At 40.8% G+C, this 19,662-nt stretch carries 23 protein-coding genes; 15 read left to right on the forward strand and 8 right to left on the reverse strand.

The genetic code is table 11. From position 1 onward, the window contains the following. The first annotated feature begins 19 nt into the window (after positions 1–19). From leuS to lipA, 13 genes are all read left to right on the forward strand, one after another. A complete protein-coding gene (leuS, locus tag QMA12_RS06310; RefSeq protein WP_290209599.1) occupies positions 20–2,608 on the forward strand; it encodes a leucine--tRNA ligase in 2,589 nt (862 codons plus the stop codon). Position 2,609: 1 nt separating this feature from the next. Continuing rightward, positions 2,610–3,104: an LPS assembly lipoprotein LptE gene (gene lptE / locus QMA12_RS06315; RefSeq protein WP_290209600.1), complete on the forward strand. Its 495-nt coding sequence runs from the start codon at positions 2,610–2,612 to the stop codon at positions 3,102–3,104. Beyond that, complete coding sequence (holA, locus tag QMA12_RS06320) at positions 3,104–4,144, forward strand: DNA polymerase III subunit delta (protein ID WP_087530736.1); 1,041 nt, start codon at positions 3,104–3,106, stop codon at positions 4,142–4,144. The genes lptE and holA overlap by 1 nt, the downstream gene beginning before the upstream one ends. A gap of 13 nt (positions 4,145–4,157) precedes the next feature. Then, positions 4,158–4,793: a nicotinate-nucleotide adenylyltransferase gene (gene nadD / locus QMA12_RS06325; protein ID WP_087530737.1), complete on the forward strand. Its 636-nt coding sequence runs from the start codon at positions 4,158–4,160 to the stop codon at positions 4,791–4,793. Between the two features lie 54 nt (positions 4,794–4,847). Next, positions 4,848–5,165 carry a ribosome silencing factor gene (gene rsfS, locus QMA12_RS06330; RefSeq protein ID WP_290209601.1) on the forward strand — a complete coding sequence of 106 codons (318 nt, stop codon included), beginning with the start codon at positions 4,848–4,850 and terminating at the stop codon, positions 5,163–5,165. A 36-nt stretch (positions 5,166–5,201) separates the two neighbouring features. Next, positions 5,202–5,672, forward strand: coding sequence for a 23S rRNA (pseudouridine(1915)-N(3))-methyltransferase RlmH (rlmH, locus tag QMA12_RS06335; protein ID WP_087530739.1), 471 nt, complete (start codon positions 5,202–5,204; stop codon positions 5,670–5,672). Between the two features lie 6 nt (positions 5,673–5,678). Beyond that, positions 5,679–7,559, forward strand: a complete 1,881-nt coding sequence (gene mrdA, locus QMA12_RS06340) for a penicillin-binding protein 2 (RefSeq protein WP_087530740.1) — start codon at positions 5,679–5,681, stop codon at positions 7,557–7,559. Further along, on the forward strand, positions 7,556–8,662 hold the full coding sequence (rodA, locus tag QMA12_RS06345) for a rod shape-determining protein RodA (protein ID WP_290209681.1): 1,107 nt from the start codon (positions 7,556–7,558) through the stop codon (positions 8,660–8,662). The genes mrdA and rodA overlap by 4 nt, the downstream gene beginning before the upstream one ends. Beyond that, positions 8,662–9,441: a septal ring lytic transglycosylase RlpA family protein gene (locus QMA12_RS06350; protein ID WP_290209602.1), complete on the forward strand. Its 780-nt coding sequence runs from the start codon at positions 8,662–8,664 to the stop codon at positions 9,439–9,441. The genes rodA and QMA12_RS06350 overlap by 1 nt, the downstream gene beginning before the upstream one ends. Before the next feature lie 53 nt (positions 9,442–9,494). Further along, positions 9,495–10,655, forward strand: coding sequence for a serine hydrolase (locus QMA12_RS06355; protein WP_290209603.1), 1,161 nt, complete (start codon positions 9,495–9,497; stop codon positions 10,653–10,655). Between the two features lie 137 nt (positions 10,656–10,792). Beyond that, complete coding sequence (gene ybeD / locus QMA12_RS06360) at positions 10,793–11,071, forward strand: DUF493 family protein YbeD (RefSeq protein WP_087530743.1); 279 nt, start codon at positions 10,793–10,795, stop codon at positions 11,069–11,071. A gap of 19 nt (positions 11,072–11,090) precedes the next feature. Further along, positions 11,091–11,744, forward strand: a complete 654-nt coding sequence (gene lipB / locus QMA12_RS06365) for a lipoyl(octanoyl) transferase LipB (protein WP_290209604.1) — start codon at positions 11,091–11,093, stop codon at positions 11,742–11,744. Beyond that, on the forward strand, positions 11,741–12,706 hold the full coding sequence (gene lipA, locus QMA12_RS06370; protein ID WP_256826986.1) for a lipoyl synthase: 966 nt from the start codon (positions 11,741–11,743) through the stop codon (positions 12,704–12,706). Before lipB ends, lipA begins: the two co-directional genes overlap by 4 nt. Before the next feature lie 104 nt (positions 12,707–12,810). Here the strand turns inward: lipA and QMA12_RS06375 are convergent, their stop codons facing one another. Both QMA12_RS06375 and QMA12_RS06380 read right to left on the reverse strand, forming a co-directional pair. Then, a complete protein-coding gene (locus QMA12_RS06375; RefSeq protein ID WP_290209606.1) occupies positions 12,811–13,002 on the reverse strand; it encodes a hypothetical protein in 192 nt (63 codons plus the stop codon). Positions 13,003–13,067: 65 nt separating this feature from the next. Then, a complete protein-coding gene (locus tag QMA12_RS06380; protein WP_290209607.1) occupies positions 13,068–13,292 on the reverse strand; it encodes a hypothetical protein in 225 nt (74 codons plus the stop codon). 142 nt (positions 13,293–13,434) lie between these two features. Between QMA12_RS06380 and QMA12_RS06385 the strand changes: the two genes are divergently transcribed. Further along, the gene (locus tag QMA12_RS06385; RefSeq protein ID WP_290209608.1) at positions 13,435–14,154 is read left to right on the forward strand and encodes a hypothetical protein; all 720 of its coding nucleotides are present in this window, start codon (positions 13,435–13,437) and stop codon (positions 14,152–14,154) included. Positions 14,155–14,158: 4 nt separating this feature from the next. Here QMA12_RS06385 and QMA12_RS06390 read toward each other — a convergent pair whose 3' ends face one another. Then, the gene (locus tag QMA12_RS06390) at positions 14,159–14,878 is read right to left on the reverse strand and encodes a hypothetical protein (protein WP_290209609.1); all 720 of its coding nucleotides are present in this window, start codon (positions 14,876–14,878) and stop codon (positions 14,159–14,161) included. A 70-nt stretch (positions 14,879–14,948) separates the two neighbouring features. Next, on the reverse strand, positions 14,949–16,235 hold the full coding sequence (locus QMA12_RS06395; protein ID WP_290209610.1) for a VCBS domain-containing protein: 1,287 nt from the start codon (positions 16,233–16,235) through the stop codon (positions 14,949–14,951). A 209-nt stretch (positions 16,236–16,444) separates the two neighbouring features. On the opposite strand from QMA12_RS06395, the gene QMA12_RS06400 reads away from it, so the two are divergent. Continuing rightward, positions 16,445–16,684: an RNA-binding protein gene (locus QMA12_RS06400; RefSeq protein WP_290209611.1), complete on the forward strand. Its 240-nt coding sequence runs from the start codon at positions 16,445–16,447 to the stop codon at positions 16,682–16,684. A 183-nt stretch (positions 16,685–16,867) separates the two neighbouring features. On the opposite strand, the gene QMA12_RS06405 is transcribed toward QMA12_RS06400, so the two are convergent. From QMA12_RS06405 to QMA12_RS06420, 4 genes are all read right to left on the reverse strand, one after another. Continuing rightward, positions 16,868–17,812, reverse strand: coding sequence for a general glycosylation pathway protein (locus tag QMA12_RS06405; protein WP_290209612.1), 945 nt, complete (start codon positions 17,810–17,812; stop codon positions 16,868–16,870). A gap of 154 nt (positions 17,813–17,966) precedes the next feature. Continuing rightward, positions 17,967–18,557 (reverse strand): carbohydrate binding domain-containing protein, encoded by a 591-nt coding sequence (locus QMA12_RS06410; RefSeq protein WP_290209613.1) that lies wholly within the window; start codon positions 18,555–18,557, stop codon positions 17,967–17,969. 108 nt (positions 18,558–18,665) lie between these two features. After that, entirely contained in the window at positions 18,666–18,974 is a 309-nt protein-coding gene (locus QMA12_RS06415) for a DUF6172 family protein (RefSeq protein WP_290209615.1), read from the reverse strand. A 145-nt stretch (positions 18,975–19,119) separates the two neighbouring features. After that, on the reverse strand, positions 19,120–19,641 hold the full coding sequence (locus QMA12_RS06420; RefSeq protein ID WP_290209616.1) for a VC2046/SO_2500 family protein: 522 nt from the start codon (positions 19,639–19,641) through the stop codon (positions 19,120–19,122). Positions 19,642–19,662: the final 21 nt, after the last annotated feature.

The following is a 19,662-nucleotide window of genomic DNA, read 5'->3' on the forward strand; positions in this document are numbered from 1 at the left end:
AAGAAGTCTGGAATCGTTGATGCAAGAGCAATATAACCCGCAAGACATAGAGTCAAAAGTCCAAGCCTACTGGGAAGAAAACCAAGTATTTAAAGCCACCGAAGACGAGAGCAAAGAAAAGTATTATTGCCTTTCTATGTTCCCATACCCAAGCGGCCGACTGCATATGGGTCATGTGCGTAACTACACCATTGGTGATGTTGTTTCTCGCTTCCAACGCTTGCAAGGTAAAAATGTAATGCAACCTATGGGTTGGGATGCGTTTGGTCTACCAGCAGAAAATGCGGCTATTAAAAACAAAACAGCCCCTGCAAAATGGACCTACGAAAACATTGATTACATGCGTACCCAGCTTAAGCAATTAGGTTTTGGTTATGATTGGGATCGTGAAATCGCAACGTGCCACCCTGACTACTACAAGTGGGAACAATGGTTTTTCACCAAGCTTTACGAAAAAGGCTTAGTGTATAAAAAAATGTCGACGGTAAACTGGGATCCAGTTGACCAAACAGTACTTGCTAACGAGCAAGTAATTGATGGTCGTGGTTGGCGTTCTGGTGCAGTGGTTGAACAAAAAGAAATCCCACAGTGGTTTATTAAAATTACCGACTACGCACAAGAGCTACTTGACGACTTAGACAAACTCGAAGATTGGCCTGAGCAAGTAAAAACCATGCAGCGCAATTGGATTGGCCGCTCTGAAGGTTTAGATATCGAGTTCACGCGCACTGATAACAACGAAAAATTCAGCGTATATACGACTCGCCCTGATACTTTCATGGGTGTCACTTATCTTGCGGTTGCAGGTGCGCACCCTATTGCTCAAGAAGCGGCTAAAAATAGCGACGCTGTGGCAATGTTTGTTGAAGAATGTAAAAACACCAAAGTTGCTGAAGCAGACATGGCAACCATGGAAAAGAAAGGCATCGCTACAGGCTTTTATGCAACCCACCCACTAACGGGTGAGCAAGTACCAATTTGGGTTGCCAACTTTGTATTAATGCATTACGGCTCTGGCGCTGTAATGGCAGTACCTGCACACGATCAACGTGATTATGAATTCGCGACAGCGTACGGCCTAGATATAAAACAAGTTATCGCGCCTGTTGCGGGTTCTGAACTTGAAGTAAACCTTGATCAAGAAGCGTACACTGAAAAAGGCATATTAGTGAACTCAGGTGAGTTTGATGGCCTTGACTTTGACGGTGCATTTAACGCGGTTGCAGATAAGCTTGAAGCACTGGGTGTAGGCGAGCGTAAAGTCAACTTCCGCTTACGTGACTGGGGTGTAAGCCGCCAGCGTTACTGGGGTTCGCCAATCCCAATGCTTAGCGATGAAGATGGTAAAGAACTTGCTGCTACTGAAGATATGCTACCAGTGCGTTTACCAGAAGACGTGGTAATGAACGGTGTAACATCGCCAATCAAAGCTGATCCACAGTGGGCTAAAACCACGGTTAACGGACAACCTGCGTTTCATGAAACAGATACCTTTGACACCTTTATGGAGTCGTCTTGGTATTACGCACGCTACTGTAGCCCACGTCATGATGAAGGCATGTTAGACCCAGCAGCTGCTAATTACTGGCTACCAGTTAACCAATACATTGGTGGTATTGAACACGCAATTTTACATTTATTGTACTCGCGCTTTTTCCATAAATTATTACGTGACTTTGGGTTAGTAAACTCAGATGAACCGTTTGACCGCCTACTTTGCCAAGGCATGGTACTGGCTGAAACTTTCTATCGTAAAGATGAGAAAGGCGGCGATGTGTGGATTTCGCCAAGCGATGTTGAAACCGAAACAGACGACAAAGGCCGTGTAACAAAAGCATGGCATAAAGACGATGGCGAGCCGGTGTTCTCATCAGGCATGAGCAAAATGTCAAAGTCGAAAAACAACGGTATCGACCCACAACAAGTTATCGCTCAATATGGCGCTGATACTGTTCGTTTGTTTATGATGTTTACCGCACCACCTGAGCAAACACTTGAATGGTCTGACTCGGGTGTTGAAGGCGCACACCGTTTCATTAAACGTGTATGGAAATACGCGGTTGATGTAAACACAGTAGGTTACCAAGCACTTGATAAATCAGCGTTAACAAATCCACAAAAAGTACTTCGTCGTGAGCTACACAAAGCAATTGCAAAAGTGACTGATGATGTTGAACGTCGTCAAACATTTAATACTGCGATTGCCGCTATCATGGAAATCTCAAACAAATTGTTAAAAGCCCCTCTGGCTGATAAACAAGATGTTGCGATTGCTAACGAAGCACTTGAAGCACTATTAATAATGCTTGCACCAATCACACCGCATTTGTCACATCAATTATGGCAAGAGCTTGGCAAAGAAGGTGACATTCTTGATGCCGCTTGGCCAACAGTTGACGAGTCTGCTTTGGTTGAAGATGAGAAGCTTATCATCGTGCAAGTAAACGGTAAGTTACGTGCAAAATTAACCGTGCCGGCTGATGCAACTAAAGAGCAAGTTGAAGCACTTGCTTTTGAAGAGCCTAACGTGACTAAATTTACTGACGGTGTAACAATCCGTAAAGTTATTTACGTACCGGGTAAACTACTTAACGTGGTTGCTAACTAATATGGCATCATTCAATGCCTTTAAAAACGGACTAGCCTTAGTGCTAGTCTGTTTTTTACTTACCAGCTGTGGCTTTCACTTAAAAAAAGCATCGAGCTTGCCGGATGATCTAAAAATTATTACCCTCACCGGTGATGATGAAAAATCAGCACTATTCGCCATGCTTGAAAAAGAACTTACCCTCAGTAAAGTGGAGTTACTTTCAGCGCCGGAAAACAATGTCGCACAACTGTATTTATCAAAAGACCGTTTAGAGCGCCAAATTTTATCGCTATTTAAAAACGGACAAGTGGCTGAATACGAACTTGCATACAGTGTTGCTTACACATTAAAACGCCCAGGCCTTGATCCTATCAATCAAAGCTTTGAGCTGTATCGTAATTATCAAGACGATCCTGATAACGCTTTGGCAAAAGCAAAAGAGCTTGATTTGCTGCTAAATGAAATTCGTATGCAGGCAAGTCGTCGTATAGTACGAGAGCTTTCGCAACTATAATGCGCTGTTACGCTAATCAACTACCTAATGAGTTAAAAAAAGCGCTACAGCCTTTTTATCTAGTGTTTGGTGAAGAACCTTTTCAAATAGCACAATGTGCCCAGCAAATTCGTACATGTGCAAAACAGCACGGTTTTGACGAAGTAATAAAGTTTACATTAATGCCCGGCTTTGATTGGCAAGAGCTGATCGCGCAATATCAAAGCATGTCACTATTTAGTGCCCGTACTTTAATTGAGCTTGATCTCAATGGTCAAAAGCCAGGCACTGTTGGCAGCCAAACATTTAAAAAGCTCGTTGAACTAACAAATCCAGATACCCTACTAATTGTCACAGGCGCTAAAGCAAGCCAAGATATTCAACGCAGTGCATGGTTTAAAGCGCTAGATAAACACGGTGTATTTGTACCTTGCTACCCGCTTAGCGGTAATCATTTGCAGCGTTGGTTAGATGAACAATGTGCGCGACTCGCTATTAATATGCAACCTGATGCAAAGCGAACCTTAATTGACGCCACTGAAGGTAACTTACTGGCCTGTTTTCAAGAGCTCGAAAAACTGTCTTTACTGCATGGGAATGCTTTAATTGACCAACAACGAGTACTGCAAGGCTTACTTAATCAAGCTAAGTTCGATATTTTTGATTTAAGCGATGCTCTGCTTCAGGGAAATAGCCGCCAAGCAATTAAAGTTTTGACTAAACTCTCTGGTGATAACACCGAGGCAGTCAGCATTTTATGGACTATTAATAAAGAAGCTAACACCCTATTGAGTCTTCAATTAGGGTTGCAACAAGGCGAGAACCTAACGGCCTTGTTTAAACAAAAAGCCATTTGGAAAAACCAACAAGGGCCAATTAGCCAAGCGCTTAATCGTTTAACAGTACACACCCTTGAACATATTATTAGTTTATTAGCACAATTTGATGCCAGCTATAAGCAAGGTAATTTAATTAAACCCTATCAAGCCTTGGCTCATATATGTTTGGTTTTTTGCCAACCCGTTGCTGTTGCACTTCCTGCTCACCCGTTAGATCCATAACCAGGAGCTGAAGATGATTGCACTATTTGGTGGCACTTTTGATCCAGTTCATTTAGGCCACCTTAACATGGCGCAGCAATGTGTTGAGCATCTAAAGCTTTCACAATTGCGCTTTATGCCCTGCGCTATTCCCGCTCATAAAGCCCAACCGGGCATTAGCAACTCACATCGTATTGCCATGTTAGAAGCCGCTATAGCTCCTTTTCCCAGCTTCTCATTGGATTTACGCGAACTAAAGCGCAAAGGGCCTTCTTATTCATTGCTTAGTTTACAAGAGCTGCGCGATGAATATCCCAACGAGCCTATTCTATTTTTAATTGGCCTTGATTCATTTAACACCCTAGATAAGTGGTTTGAATGGCAAGCAATTACACAACTATGCCACATTGTGGTGTATCAACGGCCAAATCAAACAACCAATTTAAGTGCACAACTGCAACAATACCAAACTAACGCACAAACCACCTCGTTAGATACCTTGCACAGTGAGCTTGCTGGCAGACTGTATTTTTTACCTGGTCAAGTTATGGATGTGGCATCGAGTGATATTCGCCAGAAAATAAAAAAAGGCCAACTTTGCCGGGAACTTCTGCCAAGTACTGTGAGTCACTATATACATAGCCATGAACTTTATCTAAGTGATGAATAAAACTCATCAGCGTGATAAAATAGTAACTATTCCCTTTTTTAATGAGATAACACTTTGGATTCGAAACAACTACTCGCCTTTGCCTTAGACAAAATTGACGATATGAAAGCCCGTGATGTGGTTCAGCTTGATGTAAGAGGCAATTCTGACATTACTGACTACATGCTTGTGTGCTCTGGTAACTCTAAACGCCATGTACAATCGATTGCTGATCATGTTGCCAAAGAAGCCCGCCACGCAGGTGAAGAGCCGCTGGGATATGAAGGTCAAAACGAAGGCGAATGGGTACTGGTTGATTTAGGTGATGTAGTTGTGCATGTTATGCAAGATCAAGCACGTAGCTACTACGATCTAGAAAAGCTTTGGAGCTAACGGCAGCTATTTTAATCTGAGTTTGGAAGTACACGCGTGAAAATACAAATGATTGCCGTTGGTACCAAAATGCCAGCATGGGTTGAAACGGGTTTTGCTGAATATCAGCGCCGTTTTCCAAAAGATATGGCATTGGAGTTAATTGAGATCCCAGCAGGTAAGCGTGGCAAAAATGCCGATATAAAGCGGATTCTACATATCGAAGGTGAAAAAACCCTTGCTGCGATACCGAAAGGCAATCGGATTGTTACTTTAGAGGTAACAGGTAAAGCTCTTGATACCCATCAATTAGCAAAAAACATGGAAAAGTGGCAATTAGATGGCCGCGATGTCAGTTTGCTTATTGGTGGCCCAGAAGGACTGGCACCAGAATGTATCGCTGCTTCTGAGCAAAAGTGGTCGTTATCAAACTTAACCCTACCACACCCTTTAGTACGCATCATAGTGGCTGAAAGCTTGTATAGAGGATGGAGTGTAAACAACAACCATCCTTATCATCGCGAGTAATCATCTATGCTCAAAAGAAGACCCACAATTCGAGATCACTCAGCAGAAGCTAATCTGTTTGCTCGTCGCGCGTTTGTGGGTTTTGTTTTTGTCACTATTTTAGTCGCTGTATTGTTGTCTAACTTATACACTATACAGGTTGACGATCATCAAGATTATCAAACTCGCTCCAACGACAACCGCATAAAAGTCATTCCTATCGCGCCAAATCGTGGGCTTATTTATGACCGTAATGGTGTATTACTGGCAGAGAACAAACCGGTTTATAACCTTGAAGTAATACCTGAAGACGTTGATGATCTTGACACTTCTCTTAGCGAAATGAGTAAGCTAATTGATATTTCAGAGCAACAACGTAATGACTTTATAAAGGATATAAAGCACAACCGCCGTTTTAAAAGCCAAGTATTAAAAGCTCGCTTAAACGAGCAAGAAGTCGCAAAGTTTTCGGTTAATCAACATAAGTTTCCTGGTTTTAGTATCGAGGCACGGTTAGCTCGTTATTACCCTTATGCCGATACCCTCACCCATGCTTTAGGCTATGTGGCTAAACTAAACCGTAAAGAGCTCACTAAACTTGAATCACAAGACCAAGCAACTAATTACCGTGCTACCCACGATATTGGGAAATTAGGTATCGAAAAATACTACGAGCAATTGCTGCATGGTCAAGTGGGCTCCCAACGTGTTGAAGTAAATAACCGTGGGCGCGTAATTCGCACTTTAAGTATGACCCCGCCAGAGCCTGGTCACGACCTCGTGCTCACTCTAGATATTGGCTTACAGCAAATAGCCCAGCACGCGCTAAAAGATATGCGCGGTGCAATTGTGGTTATGGATGCAAAAGATGGCGGAGTACTCGCCTTGTATTCAAACCCAAGCTATGACCCAAATTTATTTGTGCACGGTATTAGTAGTAAAAATTATAAAGCCTTACTCAATCCAGATCGCCCATTAATAAATCGAACTACGCAGGGTCGATATGCCCCTGCATCAACAGTTAAGCCTCATATGGCCATTCTTGCTTTAGAAGAGGGCTTAGTCACTGAGCATACAAAAATGTGGGATCCGGGCTTTTTTCAAATCCCGAATGTAGAACACAAATGGCGTGACTGGAAGCGTTGGGGACATGGCCATGTGGATGTTTATAAAGCAATTGAAGAATCCTGCGATACTTACTTTTACGATGTCTCTTATCGATTGGGGATTACTAAAATCAGTGACTTTATGGCGCAATTTGGTTTTGGTGATTTAACGGGCATTGACATACACGAAGAAACAACAGCAATCTTACCCTCTAAAGAGTGGAAAGAAGGCCGTTTTCGTGAGTCTTGGTGGCGTGGCGATACGATATCTGTGGGCATCGGCCAAGGTTATTGGACAGCCACACCAATGCAAATAGCCAATGCAACCAACATTTTAGTTAATAAAGGGCTTAATCATCCCCCTCATTTAGTCCAAGTTGCGAAAAAAGAAAACGAAGTAACGCAAATTAACAATGACGAAAAGCCCCCTGTTGTTTTAAAGAACCCAGATCACTGGCGTATTTCGCTAGACGCTATGCATAACACGGTAAAAAAAGTAACCGGTACTGCCCATAGAGCTTTTAAGGGCGCAAACTACGACCCTGCAGGAAAAACCGGTACAGCTCAAGTGGTGAGTATTGCCCAAGGTGAACGCTATGATGCTAAATCTCTCAAGGAGCGCCAACGTGACAACGCCATTTATATTGGTTTTGCGCCATTTGACGACCCACAAATTGTGGTATCTGTGGTGGTAGAAAACACCGGTGGCGGTAGTTCTGTCGGTGCACCAATTGCACGCCAATTAATGGATTACTATTTTTCAGCGAACCCTGTAACCCTTGCTGGGAGTGCAAAACAATAATGCAATTAAACGATAAGCGCTCAATTTGGGACAAACTTCATTTAGATTTGCCATTGCTCATCGCCTTACTTGCCATGATGGGGGCAAGCCTTGCCATTGTTTATAGCGCTAGTGGGCAAAACTCCGCCATGATGGTACGTCACGCAACACGAATGGCCGGCGCAATTATTGGCATGTTTATTTTAGCTCAATTTAGCCCCGCGACCCTAAAGCGACTCGTCATCCCATTATACTGCGCAGGTTTACTGATGCTCGTTGGCGTATTGTTATTTGGTGTAAGCTCGAAAGGAGCACAGCGTTGGTTAGATTTGGGGGTGACGCGTTTTCAGCCGTCTGAACTGATGAAAATCGCCGTACCAATGATGGTAGCTTGGTACATAGGACGTAACCACTTACCCCCAAGAGCGTTACATTTGGTGGTTGGTTTTACCATTGTAATGTTACCAACCCTACTCATTAAAGAACAACCTGACTTGGGCACATCGATATTAATTGCCAGCTCTGGCGTATTTGTCCTGTTTTTATCTGGCTTGAGTTGGCGGCTAATCGGCTTTTTAACTGGCTTAGTTGCCCTTGCAGCATGGCCATTTTGGCACTACGGCATGCATGCCTATCAAAAACAACGTGTACTCACTTTGTTCAATCCTGAAAGCGATCCACTTGGTTCTGGTTATCATATTATTCAATCTAAAATAGCGATAGGCTCTGGTGGCATTGAAGGTAAGGGTTGGCTACAAGGTACCCAATCACAATTAGAATTTTTACCTGAGCGCCACACTGATTTCATTTTCTCCGTACTCAGCGAAGAGTTTGGTTTATTTGGCGTATGCATATTGCTGTGTATGTATTTATTTATCATTGGTCGCGGCTTATACATTGCTGTGAATGCCCAAGACGCCTTTGGAAAATTACTGGCAGGTGCACTTACGCTAACATTTTTCGTTTACGTATTCGTCAACATTGGCATGGTATCAGGGCTCTTACCGGTTGTCGGTGTTCCTTTACCACTCATTAGTTATGGTGGTACGTCAATGGTTACACTCATGGCTGGCTTTGGCATAATCATGTCAATTGCAACCGATAAAAGGATGCTTTTAAAATAATGAAGTGGATGTTGAAGTATATTAGTTTAGTGCTCTTTAGCATTGTTTTAAGTGGCTGTAGTAGTTCAGGCAGTAAAACGGATCACAGCAGCCGTTACAGCATGAAACATGACGCTGCACCTTTACGTGCGCCAACCGTGTTAGAGATGCAAGATGCTGTTGTAACTGAAGTAATAAAAAGTGCCAGCGCAGGCCGCCCTTATACTGTACTTGGTAAAAATTATACCCCCATGCTGGATGAAACTGGTTACAAAGAAGAAGGTATAGCCTCTTGGTATGGGCGCAAATTTCATGGCTACCACACATCAAATGGTGAAACCTATGATATGTTTGCCATGACTGCCGCACATAAGACACTGCCCCTACCGAGTTTTGTTCGGGTAACCAATACGGCTAACGGTAAATCAGCCATTGTACGAGTGAATGATCGTGGTCCATTTCATGATGATAGAATCATAGATTTATCATACGCTGCAGCTTATAAGCTTGGTTATTACAACCATGGTACAGCCAAGGTTAAGCTTGAGGCTATTACACTATCGGATTCGCCCACACGTCCAAGTTATATCCAAGTTGCAGCGGGCAGTACATTAGCAAATATTGAAGCCCTCGCCTCAACCTTGCGTCAGCAGTACCATTTACCTACAAGTATTGTAGAAAAAGATGCCATTTATAGGTTGCGACTAGGACCAATTAAAGACGCTGAACAAGCTCAGCTAGTGCTCGAAAAATTAAAACAAAACCAATTTCAAAACGCGTTCTTGCTTTACGGTCAATAACACCTTTAGAATAGCTCTACGCGAATCTTTAACTTTAACCATTAATGAGTATGATGAAATCATTTAAATACAAAATTCTCAACGGTGTGTGCGGCTTAGTCTGTTCTGCTGCCATTTTCTCCGCAACTGCACAAATCATCCCTGCGCCTCCACAAGTTAATGCAAAAGGTTATTTCCTTGTTGATTTTACCACTGGTAAAGTCATTGCTGAAGGTGAGCCAGATACTCGTCTAGCACCAGCTAGCTTAACAAAAATGATGACCAGCTACGTAATCGGTACCGAAATTGAAGCCGGCAACATTGCCCCTACTGACATGGTCACCGTGAGTGAAAAAGCATGGGCTAAAAACTTCCCTGATTCTTCTAAAATGTTTATCGAAGTAGGTAAACAAATTAGTGTTGAAGATTTAAACCGTGGCATTATCATTCAATCAGGTAATGATGCCTGTGTTGCTATGGCCGAGCACATTGCTGGTAGCGAAAGTGCTTTTTCTGATTTAATGAATGCCCACGCTGAAAAATTAGGCATGAGTAATTCTCATTTTATTAATAGCCACGGCTTAGATACTAACGAGCACTTTACTACACCACGTGATATGGCAACGTTAGGAGCGGCGCTAATTCGTGATGTACCTGAAGAGTATGCACTTTACGCTGAGAAATCATTTACCTTCAATGGCATTAAGCAATACAACCGTAATTCACTATTATGGGATGAAAGCTTAAATGTTGATGGTATTAAAACGGGTCATACATCAGAAGCAGGCTACAGCTTAGTTACCTCAGCAACGAAAGACGACATGCGTTTAATCGCTGTTGTTATGGGCACTTCGAGTGAGCGAGCGCGTAAAGTTGAAAGTAAAAAATTACTAAATTATGGCTTCCGCTTTTTTGAGACAACCACTCCTTATAAAGCGGGTGATAGTTTTGCCGAGCAACGTATTTGGATGGGTAACAAAGAAAATGTGTCGCTGGGTATTTTAGAAGATACACCTATTACGATACCACGCGGTCAACGTAAAAACTTAAAGGCTAACTTCGAATTAGACAAAACGCTAGAGGCACCTCTAGCTAAAGGCACGAAGGTAGGTACTTTGTTCTTACAGCTAGAAGGCGAAGAAATAGCTCAGTATCCGCTTGTAACGCTTGAAGAAGTTGAAGAAGGTAGTTTCTTTAGCAAAATTTATGATTACTTACGTTTACAAATAATGTAAAAGTAATCTAAGCGCCTTGCACTGCAAGGCGTTTTTTTTTGCCTGAAAAATGCTAGAATGCGCACCATATCTAACCTACAAGGTCGAGTGTAGGTTTATTAGTCAGTTATTAGAGCATTAAGTGAGGAGTCATCGTCGTGGCTACACCTGTAGAAAATACTAAATTTGATGAGTACTTAGAGTACCCTTGCCCGTTTACATTTAAAATCATGGGCTTAGCAAACGTTAATTTAACTGACCAAATTCTTGAAAAGTTACAGCCGCTTGCGCCTGGTGATTATGCACCTAAAGTAAAACCAAGTAGCAAAGGCAATTATGAATCAGTGACCCTCGTTGCAACGGTAACAAGTGGCAAGCACATCGAAGAAATCTACAACGTGATCAGCAATATCGATGACGTCCGTCACATGCTTTAAGCCATAATTGGAGTTTGCAGTGAGCGAAAATACGCTAATCGTACGCCAACTAGGCCGCCAGCGTTACATGCCGATATGGCAAAAAATGCAAGAGTTTACCGACACTCGCGATGACGCAATTGCCGATGAAATTTGGCTAGTTGAGCACGAGCCTGTATTTACCCAAGGCCAAGCAGGTAAAGAAGAACACTTACTTGCCCCAGGCGATATTGAAGTGATCAAAGTTGATCGTGGTGGTCAAGTAACCTATCACGGTCCAGGTCAGCAAATGATGTACGTATTATTTAATTTACGCCGCTTAAAAATTGGCGTGCGTGAATTAGTAACTTGGCTTGAAGAATGTATCATTGATACATTAAAAGAATATGACATCGATGCATACGCAAAAGCCGATGCGCCTGGCGTGTACGTAAACGATAGTAAAATAGCATCGCTGGGTCTTCGCGTTCGTCGCGGCTGCTCATTTCATGGCCTCGCCTTAAATGTAAGTATGGATTTAAGCCCATTCTTACGTATTAACCCATGTGGTTATGCAGGTATGAACATGGTGCAAACAACTGATTTAAACGGTCCACAAAGCCTAGATCAAGCGGGCAATGGATTAGTTAAACATATGATCAAAAAGCTTAACGCAACACAGGTTAAGCATACTGAAGGGTTTGAAAACGAATGAATAAACCAGTCAAGATGGAACCAGGGGTAAAACTACGCGACGCAGAAAAAATGGCGTTGATCCCAGTAAAAGTATTACCGACTGAAAAAACTGAAATGTTGCGCAAGCCAGAGTGGCTAAAAATACGTTTACCAAAATCAACTGAACGTATCGACGGCATTAAGCAAGCAATGCGTAAGCACGGCTTACACTCAGTGTGTGAAGAGGCGTCATGCCCTAACCTGTCTGAGTGTTTTAACCACGGTACCGCAACATTTATGATCTTAGGGGCAATATGTACTCGTCGTTGTCCGTTTTGTGATGTAGCACACGGTCGCCCTTTGAAACCTGATGCAGCTGAACCTGAAAAGCTTGCCCTGACTATCAAAGATATGAAGCTAAGCTATGTCGTTATCACATCCGTTGACCGTGATGATTTACGTGATGGTGGTGCACAACATTTTGCTGATTGTATCCGTGAAATTCGTAAGCATAATCCAACTATTACCATCGAAATCTTAGTGCCTGATTTTCGTGGTCGTATGGACCGTGCACTAGAGATCTTGATTGAAACGCCACCTGACGTATTTAACCACAACCTTGAAACTGCGCCGCGTTTATACAAACTTGCGCGACCAGGTGCGGATTATAAATGGTCATTAGAGTTACTTCGCCGCTTTAAAGAAGCGCACCCAGAAGTGAAAACTAAATCGGGTCTAATGGTAGGCCTAGGTGAAGAAATTAGCGAAATCGAAGAAGTATTACGTGATTTACGTGAACACAACGTCGACATGCTAACTGTAGGTCAATATCTACAACCTTCTAAACATCACTTGCCAGTAAAACGTTACGTGCCACCTGCAGAGTTTGACGCGCTTAAAGAATACGCTGATGAAATTGGCTTTACTCATGCAGCTTCTGGCCCGTTTGTTCGTTCAAGCTATCACGCTGATCAACAAGCCGCCGGTAAAGAAGTAAAATAATTACTTTTTATAGCATTGAAAAATCGTTAGTTATGTACTTTTAAAAGCATAGCTAACGGTTAACAAACCACAATTTTCACCTATGTTACTCGAGACTAATACGACTAACGTTTCGAAGCATTGTTTCTCAGTTGTGCCGAAACATTATCGTTTAACTTAAGCCAATTGGTTTCATAATCCCATGTTCCTTTAAAGTCTTCATTACTTCTTAAGGTTTCTAGCATTTCTCTAAAATCAAAAACTTCAGCAAAATTACTTTCATTTACGCGGTAATTACCCCACCCCCTAGGCTCCATCTTAATATACTTTAAATAATTAGCCTTAAAGTCATTAACAGCAGTGACTAACTCTTCATTACTATTTAGTTTTCTGCAATGATTGTCTTTTCATCATTAACAGAACCAGTTACTGTAAGCTCACCTGACTCATTGATAGCGATGCCCCAACTTTTATTTGCTAAAGAAGGTTGTTCATTTCTTAATTCAGCCATGACCTTATCATAGGGTGAAAGCATTTTTTCAACCGCTTTAGGGACTTCACCGCCTGGCATATACAAATGAGCTGTAGCAACTCCAATATCATACATAACATCTTCAATTTACGCGTACCGAATCACAGTCACAGTGTTTGCGAGCCTAATGTAAATTCATAAAAAACAATCAAGGTTTTATGTTTGGAACCGATAAAGGTAGTGACGCTAAGATTTTTCGTTATAAATGGAATTAAATATGAACATAGCCCATAACACTTTAACTAACATAGCAACCACACAGCATGAGAATGAATCAAAGCCCGTTAATGTTGGAAAATTGTCAGATAATCTCCCCGATGAAAAAATTAATAAACAGCAAAAGTTTACTAATGATATTTACCATAAAGATGAACATATCCCAAAAAATCAGAGCACTTATGAGAGGCCCCTTGGTATAACTGCCCATAAATCTGAATCTGAACTTTTAGATAAAATGACTAATACAATAAGTTTTGGTGAACTACCCAAAAAGTTAAGTCAACTTAGACCTAAATATGAAAGTTTCCTGAAAGAACTAGAAATATCATCTCCATCATTAGCTCAAAAAGATTGGGGGTTCTCTATTAATAGTGATGATAAATTAGTTGTTTCAGGTGATATTACTGATGAGGAAAAATCCTATCTTGAGGACAAGCTCAATGCAGATAAAGATGTAGTAAGTTTAGTTAAAGAATTACCTGACATTTTAATAAAAGGACAAGAGTATGACCGTGGGTATGATGGGAAAGGGAAATATTGGGGAAAATATGATGTTACCCAAGAAAATTTTAAAGACAATATTGATATAAAGGCACTTTTAGATAGTTCATACGGACCCAATGCAAAAGCATTTGATAATGGTTTTGATATATTTTCATACCAAGAAAATTTGCGCAGCCAATTAGCAAGTAAAGCAGAAGTTAAATATGCTTATTGATAAATTACTTTCGCTCTGCATTTCTTCTAAGTTGAGATGAGATATTATCGTTTAACTCAAGCCAGCTAAAGTCCTTATTCCAAGCCTGTTTAAAGCTTTCAGTGCCTTGTGAATTATCCAGAATTTCTTTTAAATCAAATGTTTTTGAGAAATTATCTTCGTTTACGTCGTAACTTGACCACCCCCGAACGCCCATGTCAATGTGCTCTAGCATGCTCGATTTAAATTTCTTAGCTGCGGCCACAAAATCCCCGTTGTCATTTAATTTTTTAGATATAAGACTTTTCTCTTTATCACTAATGGAACCTGTAACTTCTAGCTCACCTGATTGACTGATTGATATACCCCAGTCTTTATTCGCTAATGATGGTTGTTCGGCCACTATTTCAGCCATAATATCGTCATACTGGGTAAACATCTTTTCCACAGACTGAGATACTTCACCACCAGGCAGGTAGAGATTCACAGTAGCGAATCGAATATTAGTTAATGCTTTTTCTTCTGCTGCTCTAGATGTTAGAACGTGATTTGTTGCAATAGTCATTGGCTTATCATAGGTCGCTTCAGGCTCTTTAGGCTGATCTTTATGGTATGTATCCTTCGCTAGGCGCTCCATTTCACTATTTAATTGCTCTTTACTATTGACAGATTTATTGACTTTCACTTCTGAACTAGTCGATATAAACTGAGATGCTAAATTGGTATTATTTGAATTAACTTCCATATTATTTTACTTGTTAATATCGCTATTAGTTTATATCGGCTGTCAGCGCATTTTATTTAGCAAGCTATTACTATTGTGCCAAGGTACCTTTTTTAATCGAAAAGTCGGCGAACCTTACTTGCTCTTCTTCTGCTCTGAGGCTATCTGTTTCAACAATAGAGCGATAGATACCCCACTTAGGGCGAGCAAAGTCTTGCGCTAAAACACCACGCCACATATCAATGTGCTGCTCACTGATATTAAATATTTCTTCATTATCACTTAGCCGGGTTAATGTCATATCAAACTTACCATCTTCACTGAAAGTCGCTTGTACGAAAACGTGTACCCACTCATCTGTAATAAGTGACCAGTCAGTTTCAATTAGGTTTTTATCAAGCCCAGTACTGTTACCGTTTTCATCAAATCCAGCACTGTAACGGACCTGCAGTTGATTACCTGTACTGTTTTTTTGTGCACCTGAGAGTGTGATGATTGGCTGGTCGTCATTTCCGTTGCTGTTGTCATTATTGTCATTACGGGCTTTTAGTTGAAAAAAATGACTAAATTTACTCGTCAGTTCAAGCTCACTACTTACTTTAAACTTCCAACTATACTGAAAAGTATCTCCTTTATAAGCCAAGGTCTCTTGGGGGGATTTATCGTACGCTTTTATTTCATTACGTTGTCTGTCACTTAGCCCTTTATCTTTGTCTTGATCTGTATCTCTGTGAGCTAAAAATACAAAGTGATTGCCAATTACATCATCGGTATCTTCAATAATGTGCAGCACACCTTGATGATTGCCTTCATACATATCAGGGGCTTCTATCGCGCCTTGTGAAAATACATTCTCGATAAGCGTGTATGCATCAAGCCCAGTATTAGCCCCATCGGAATTAAGCGTCACTTCTGATGACATTACAAACCCCGTTGCTGATAGTTGTTTACTACCATTAATAGTAATTAACACTGTTGCCGTTGTGCCATCAAGCGAGCTAACGAGTATGCTATCTTGTAATGTATCCCCCTCGAGTAACTGTACAATACGGCTATCATTAATATTTAAGTTGTATGACCAATTACCTATACTACTTAAGGTAAAAGCACCATACTCAGTGCTAAAATTAGCTTGCTCTACAAATGCGGCTTCGTCACTTTGTTCATCCGTAACATTTAATTTCCCACTAACCGACACCGTTAATAGCGCTGTAATGCTCGAGCTTAAATCTCCCGTAATAGTCGCAGGAGCTTGGGCCGATACTTCGGCTTCTGCGTTGGTTTGAGTCGATGAACCCGAACTACCACATGCCATTAAAGTACTTGCTATAAGCAATGTAACTGACGCAGTTTGTAATTTAGATTTATAGTTGTTCATAGATAACCTGCAACATTTTGGTAAGAACAAAACCGAAAATACAAATTACCAACTAGCACTTTAAATAACCACAAAAAATCAACCAATTTATCGTATTTTTTACAACATTGAGTTTTCAGTAAAGTATTTAGTTGGTTTTTAATTAATCACTAGGTCAATTGAGGTTTCCTTGAGATAATTAGGGCAATTATTTTAAAACATGGTTTATTATGAAACTATTAGTTAGAAACCTTGCCCGCACAACAACTGAACAAGATATTCGTACTTTATTCACCGCTTATGGAAAAGTAGCTGAATGCACACTGGTACTTGATAAAGAAACGGGTAAATCAAAAGGCTTTGCGTTCGTTGAAATGCCAAATGAAGCCGAGGCTTCAGGTGTTATAAAAGCACTAAATCAGAGTAATGTTGATAAAAACAAAATCCGCGTAAAGTTAGCCGACTCTTAATAGATTAGAAACGATAAAAACCAGCACTAAGCTGGTTTTTTTATCTCTTCGATTTGATAGCGCACTGAAAACATGAGAGCAGTTTGTTGAACTCTTTTATCCCCATCGACTATATTTGGCTCATCCAGCTTTGACTCCACTTTGAACGTCAAAAACGTTTGCTGGAAAAGTTAATTTATTTAATTAATTAGCTTTACTTTGGCGCTGAGAGTTAAGCAGTAATGTCTCAGCCTTAGCGCCAAGGTAAACGTAAACGGCTAGAGCAACGAGTAAACCGACCACTGCAAGCATCATATAAATAGCAGGCAACAAATACTGAGATTGACCCAACGCTGCTTTAAACATCGTCAGTAATGCCTCTATGGAGACGGCGATTAAAATAGTCGAAATAAATCGTGTGATAGTTCGCCGTGTTGAGCTATGCCTAAAGATATCTTTATGCATCAAAATTTCTTCTTCAAGTATGGTTTTACCTAAATCAAAAATAGCCAAAGCCAGTGTTATAAAAATTATTATACTAAACGCCTCTAGTGGGTCATCCTCCATAGAGCTATTGAATAAGAGGGTATATATATCACCAAATACTTTATAAAGTAAAAACAGCACTAAGCAAAACAAACAACTAACGATAATACCGTAACCAGCCTTAAAAAATGGAGTCATATTGGCACGCGTACGATCCCCCATTATAAATTCAATTAATTGCGTTAAGCACACATCCACCACCAAATAACCTTGCTCGCTCTGAGGTGCACGCAGTGGCTTTATTGCAGAAATACATAAATGTTGTGTGGCAATGGAAATATAAGGCGCAGTAAAGCAGGTTTGCTGATGTGCGAGAATTTCTTGAAAGTAAGGACGATCACTTAAATCCTGCGCGTTCCCTTTGTTATTAAGCACTTTCATATACTCACGTTTAAAACAAACGTTATCACCTTGCTGTAAACCATCTTTATCTAAGCAATATTGTAATTCTAAAAACGGATATTGAGCTACCAGCAAACGGTTATCTTGCTGCTTTTTAATGCCATCTTCTAAGGTTGCGAGAATCGAGTTTAGTAAATCATGGATCACTGTTTGATATTCTTGATAACGCTCAACACTACTTATATAGCTCATTCTTGCCATAGTTGCTTCTCCAAACCGCTGTACAGAAGAGGTAGCAATAACAGAACCAACTTTTTAAAGCTAATATATATCAATGCATTAGCTTTATAAAAGTGAATGTATTTAGTTATATTGCACCGTATCTGTGCGGCTATGGTGCATTTTCGCAGATAGATTAAGGCCTAATACTGATATTTTTAACTGCAACTACCGCTTTGCCACCCATTGCATCCTTTAAATCTGGCACTAAATAAACTGCGTCAACATGCTCTTTTATTATACCTTTATCTACTGAACTGGTAGGCGTCCAGTTTGGGCGAGAGAAGTCGCTTAGATTAATACATTTAGTTTGCCAATGAGTTTGTGCCGGCAATGTATATTGATAATGAGCATAACTTTTATCGCCCTCACCACCATAGTCTTGTTGCGATAGTTTAACGACGAGATCGGTACTACTTTTGTATTCAAGCATAATGCCTGATTGACCTGCGAGGGTTTTATTCGGTAAGTCATAGATCAATTCAACCCAGGAGTTATTTTTAGCGTCGACCCGAGGCACCCTACTAAAAGCTATCCATACTTGTTCTTCGTGTAGTAATGCTTTTTTAATGGATGCTGTACTACCATGAGGGTCTGTCGCATAGCGCCAGTCACTGTCATTGAGGGGTTGGTTATTGTTTTTAGTAAAGCCACAGCTTTGTTTGGCCATTACTGAGAATGGAAGCAGCGAGCTCAAAACTAACACAGGTAAAATTCTAATGAGCATATCAATTCCTTTTCAATTTTTCACAAGCTTACCCTAAACTCGGTTTTATTTCAGACACAAAAAATGGGCACTCAAGCCCATTCCTTTAGCAATGAAAGCAGTTATTGCTTAATCATCTGCTTCGTCATCAAAATCATGTGACTGGCGCTGTGCTGGCCTTGCAATGATTTCGACATAAAAAGACGATAAACCCTGCTTTTCAATTTCGCTGATACAATTATTAATTTCGGCAACATGCACAATTTGCGCTTCTTCTACTGTGTTACCAAACTTACAATCAAATGCCCAATAATCAGCATCGAACGGCAACGTTTTGTTACGCTCTCTTTTCAAATATTTTTTCACTTCATGCTTTGCAGCGTCGACCATGCGAGGGTATTTGATTTTCTCGTGATTCAGCGTGAATGTTTTCTTCATTACTTTCCTAAATTACCTTGGTTTAATGATAATGGCATTTTTGAATCCCATTTAAGGGCATTATAGCAACTGCATATAAATTTGGGTGCTTTTTTTACACTTAACGAAATAAATTACTTTAACGACTAATTATTACAATACAGTGTCATGCTTGCGCTAAGTGAAGGGGCTGATGTAGGGCATCATTATTGAGGCTATCATAAAAGGCTGCTGCGTCCATCTGGGGGTTATCTAGTTGGGTTTCTTTATCAAGGTGGCGCTTACGAACCACGGGTTCACAGTTATCAATGATATGAAGTGGGATGTGATTTTTATCGTCTCGAACAGCAAGTGGCTCTGGTGATAAACAACTACGTAAGCGTATGTCACTCATGCCTGCTTGTTGCAAACGTTGCGCGTTATGCTCACCAATGAGCATATCAAACTCATCTGGGGCAAGTGGTTGTTTAGGTCCGGCCCCTAATTCTGCGCGCAGTTGTGATTCATCATATTCTTTTACATCAGCGCCAAATGGGGTTTTAGGTAAATGAAACTGACTAAAATCCAGAGCATCATGAGATAACATTGCTAAAAGTAACGCAAACTCGCCACGACGTGATTCACTCACGCTTTTCGCGAGGCGATTGTCGAGCTGACTCTCTGTGATTAACAATCCATCGATTTGCATAGACTTTAGCCGATTATGTTC

The organism is Pseudoalteromonas sp. APC 3893, assembly GCF_030408095.1.
In the GTDB taxonomy this organism is placed as follows: Bacteria; Pseudomonadota; Gammaproteobacteria; order Enterobacterales; family Alteromonadaceae; genus Pseudoalteromonas.

Coding starts and splice junctions, on each gene's coding strand:
- QMA12_RS06350 (WP_290209602.1), top strand. CDS start 8,662: ATGAAGTGGATGTTGAAGTATATTAGTTTAGTGCTCTTTAGCATTGTT.
- QMA12_RS06385 (WP_290209608.1), top strand. CDS start 13,435: ATGAACATAGCCCATAACACTTTAACTAACATAGCAACCACACAGCAT.
- QMA12_RS06415 (WP_290209615.1), bottom strand. CDS start 18,974: ATGAAGAAAACATTCACGCTGAATCACGAGAAAATCAAATACCCTCGC.
- QMA12_RS06405 (WP_290209612.1), bottom strand. CDS start 17,812: ATGGCAAGAATGAGCTATATAAGTAGTGTTGAGCGTTATCAAGAATAT.
- QMA12_RS06355 (WP_290209603.1), top strand. CDS start 9,495: ATGAAATCATTTAAATACAAAATTCTCAACGGTGTGTGCGGCTTAGTC.
- QMA12_RS06375 (WP_290209606.1), bottom strand. CDS start 13,002: ATGGAGCCTAGGGGGTGGGGTAATTACCGCGTAAATGAAAGTAATTTT.
- mrdA (WP_087530740.1), top strand. CDS start 5,679: ATGCTCAAAAGAAGACCCACAATTCGAGATCACTCAGCAGAAGCTAAT.
- nadD (WP_087530737.1), top strand. CDS start 4,158: ATGATTGCACTATTTGGTGGCACTTTTGATCCAGTTCATTTAGGCCAC.
- leuS (WP_290209599.1), top strand. CDS start 20: ATGCAAGAGCAATATAACCCGCAAGACATAGAGTCAAAAGTCCAAGCC.
- lipA (WP_256826986.1), top strand. CDS start 11,741: ATGAATAAACCAGTCAAGATGGAACCAGGGGTAAAACTACGCGACGCA.
- QMA12_RS06390 (WP_290209609.1), bottom strand. CDS start 14,878: ATGGAAGTTAATTCAAATAATACCAATTTAGCATCTCAGTTTATATCG.
- QMA12_RS06410 (WP_290209613.1), bottom strand. CDS start 18,557: ATGCTCATTAGAATTTTACCTGTGTTAGTTTTGAGCTCGCTGCTTCCA.
- lptE (WP_290209600.1), top strand. CDS start 2,610: ATGGCATCATTCAATGCCTTTAAAAACGGACTAGCCTTAGTGCTAGTC.
- QMA12_RS06420 (WP_290209616.1), bottom strand. CDS start 19,641: ATGCAAATCGATGGATTGTTAATCACAGAGAGTCAGCTCGACAATCGC.
- QMA12_RS06380 (WP_290209607.1), bottom strand. CDS start 13,292: ATGTATGATATTGGAGTTGCTACAGCTCATTTGTATATGCCAGGCGGT.
- QMA12_RS06395 (WP_290209610.1), bottom strand. CDS start 16,235: ATGAACAACTATAAATCTAAATTACAAACTGCGTCAGTTACATTGCTT.
- QMA12_RS06400 (WP_290209611.1), top strand. CDS start 16,445: ATGAAACTATTAGTTAGAAACCTTGCCCGCACAACAACTGAACAAGAT.
- holA (WP_087530736.1), top strand. CDS start 3,104: ATGCGCTGTTACGCTAATCAACTACCTAATGAGTTAAAAAAAGCGCTA.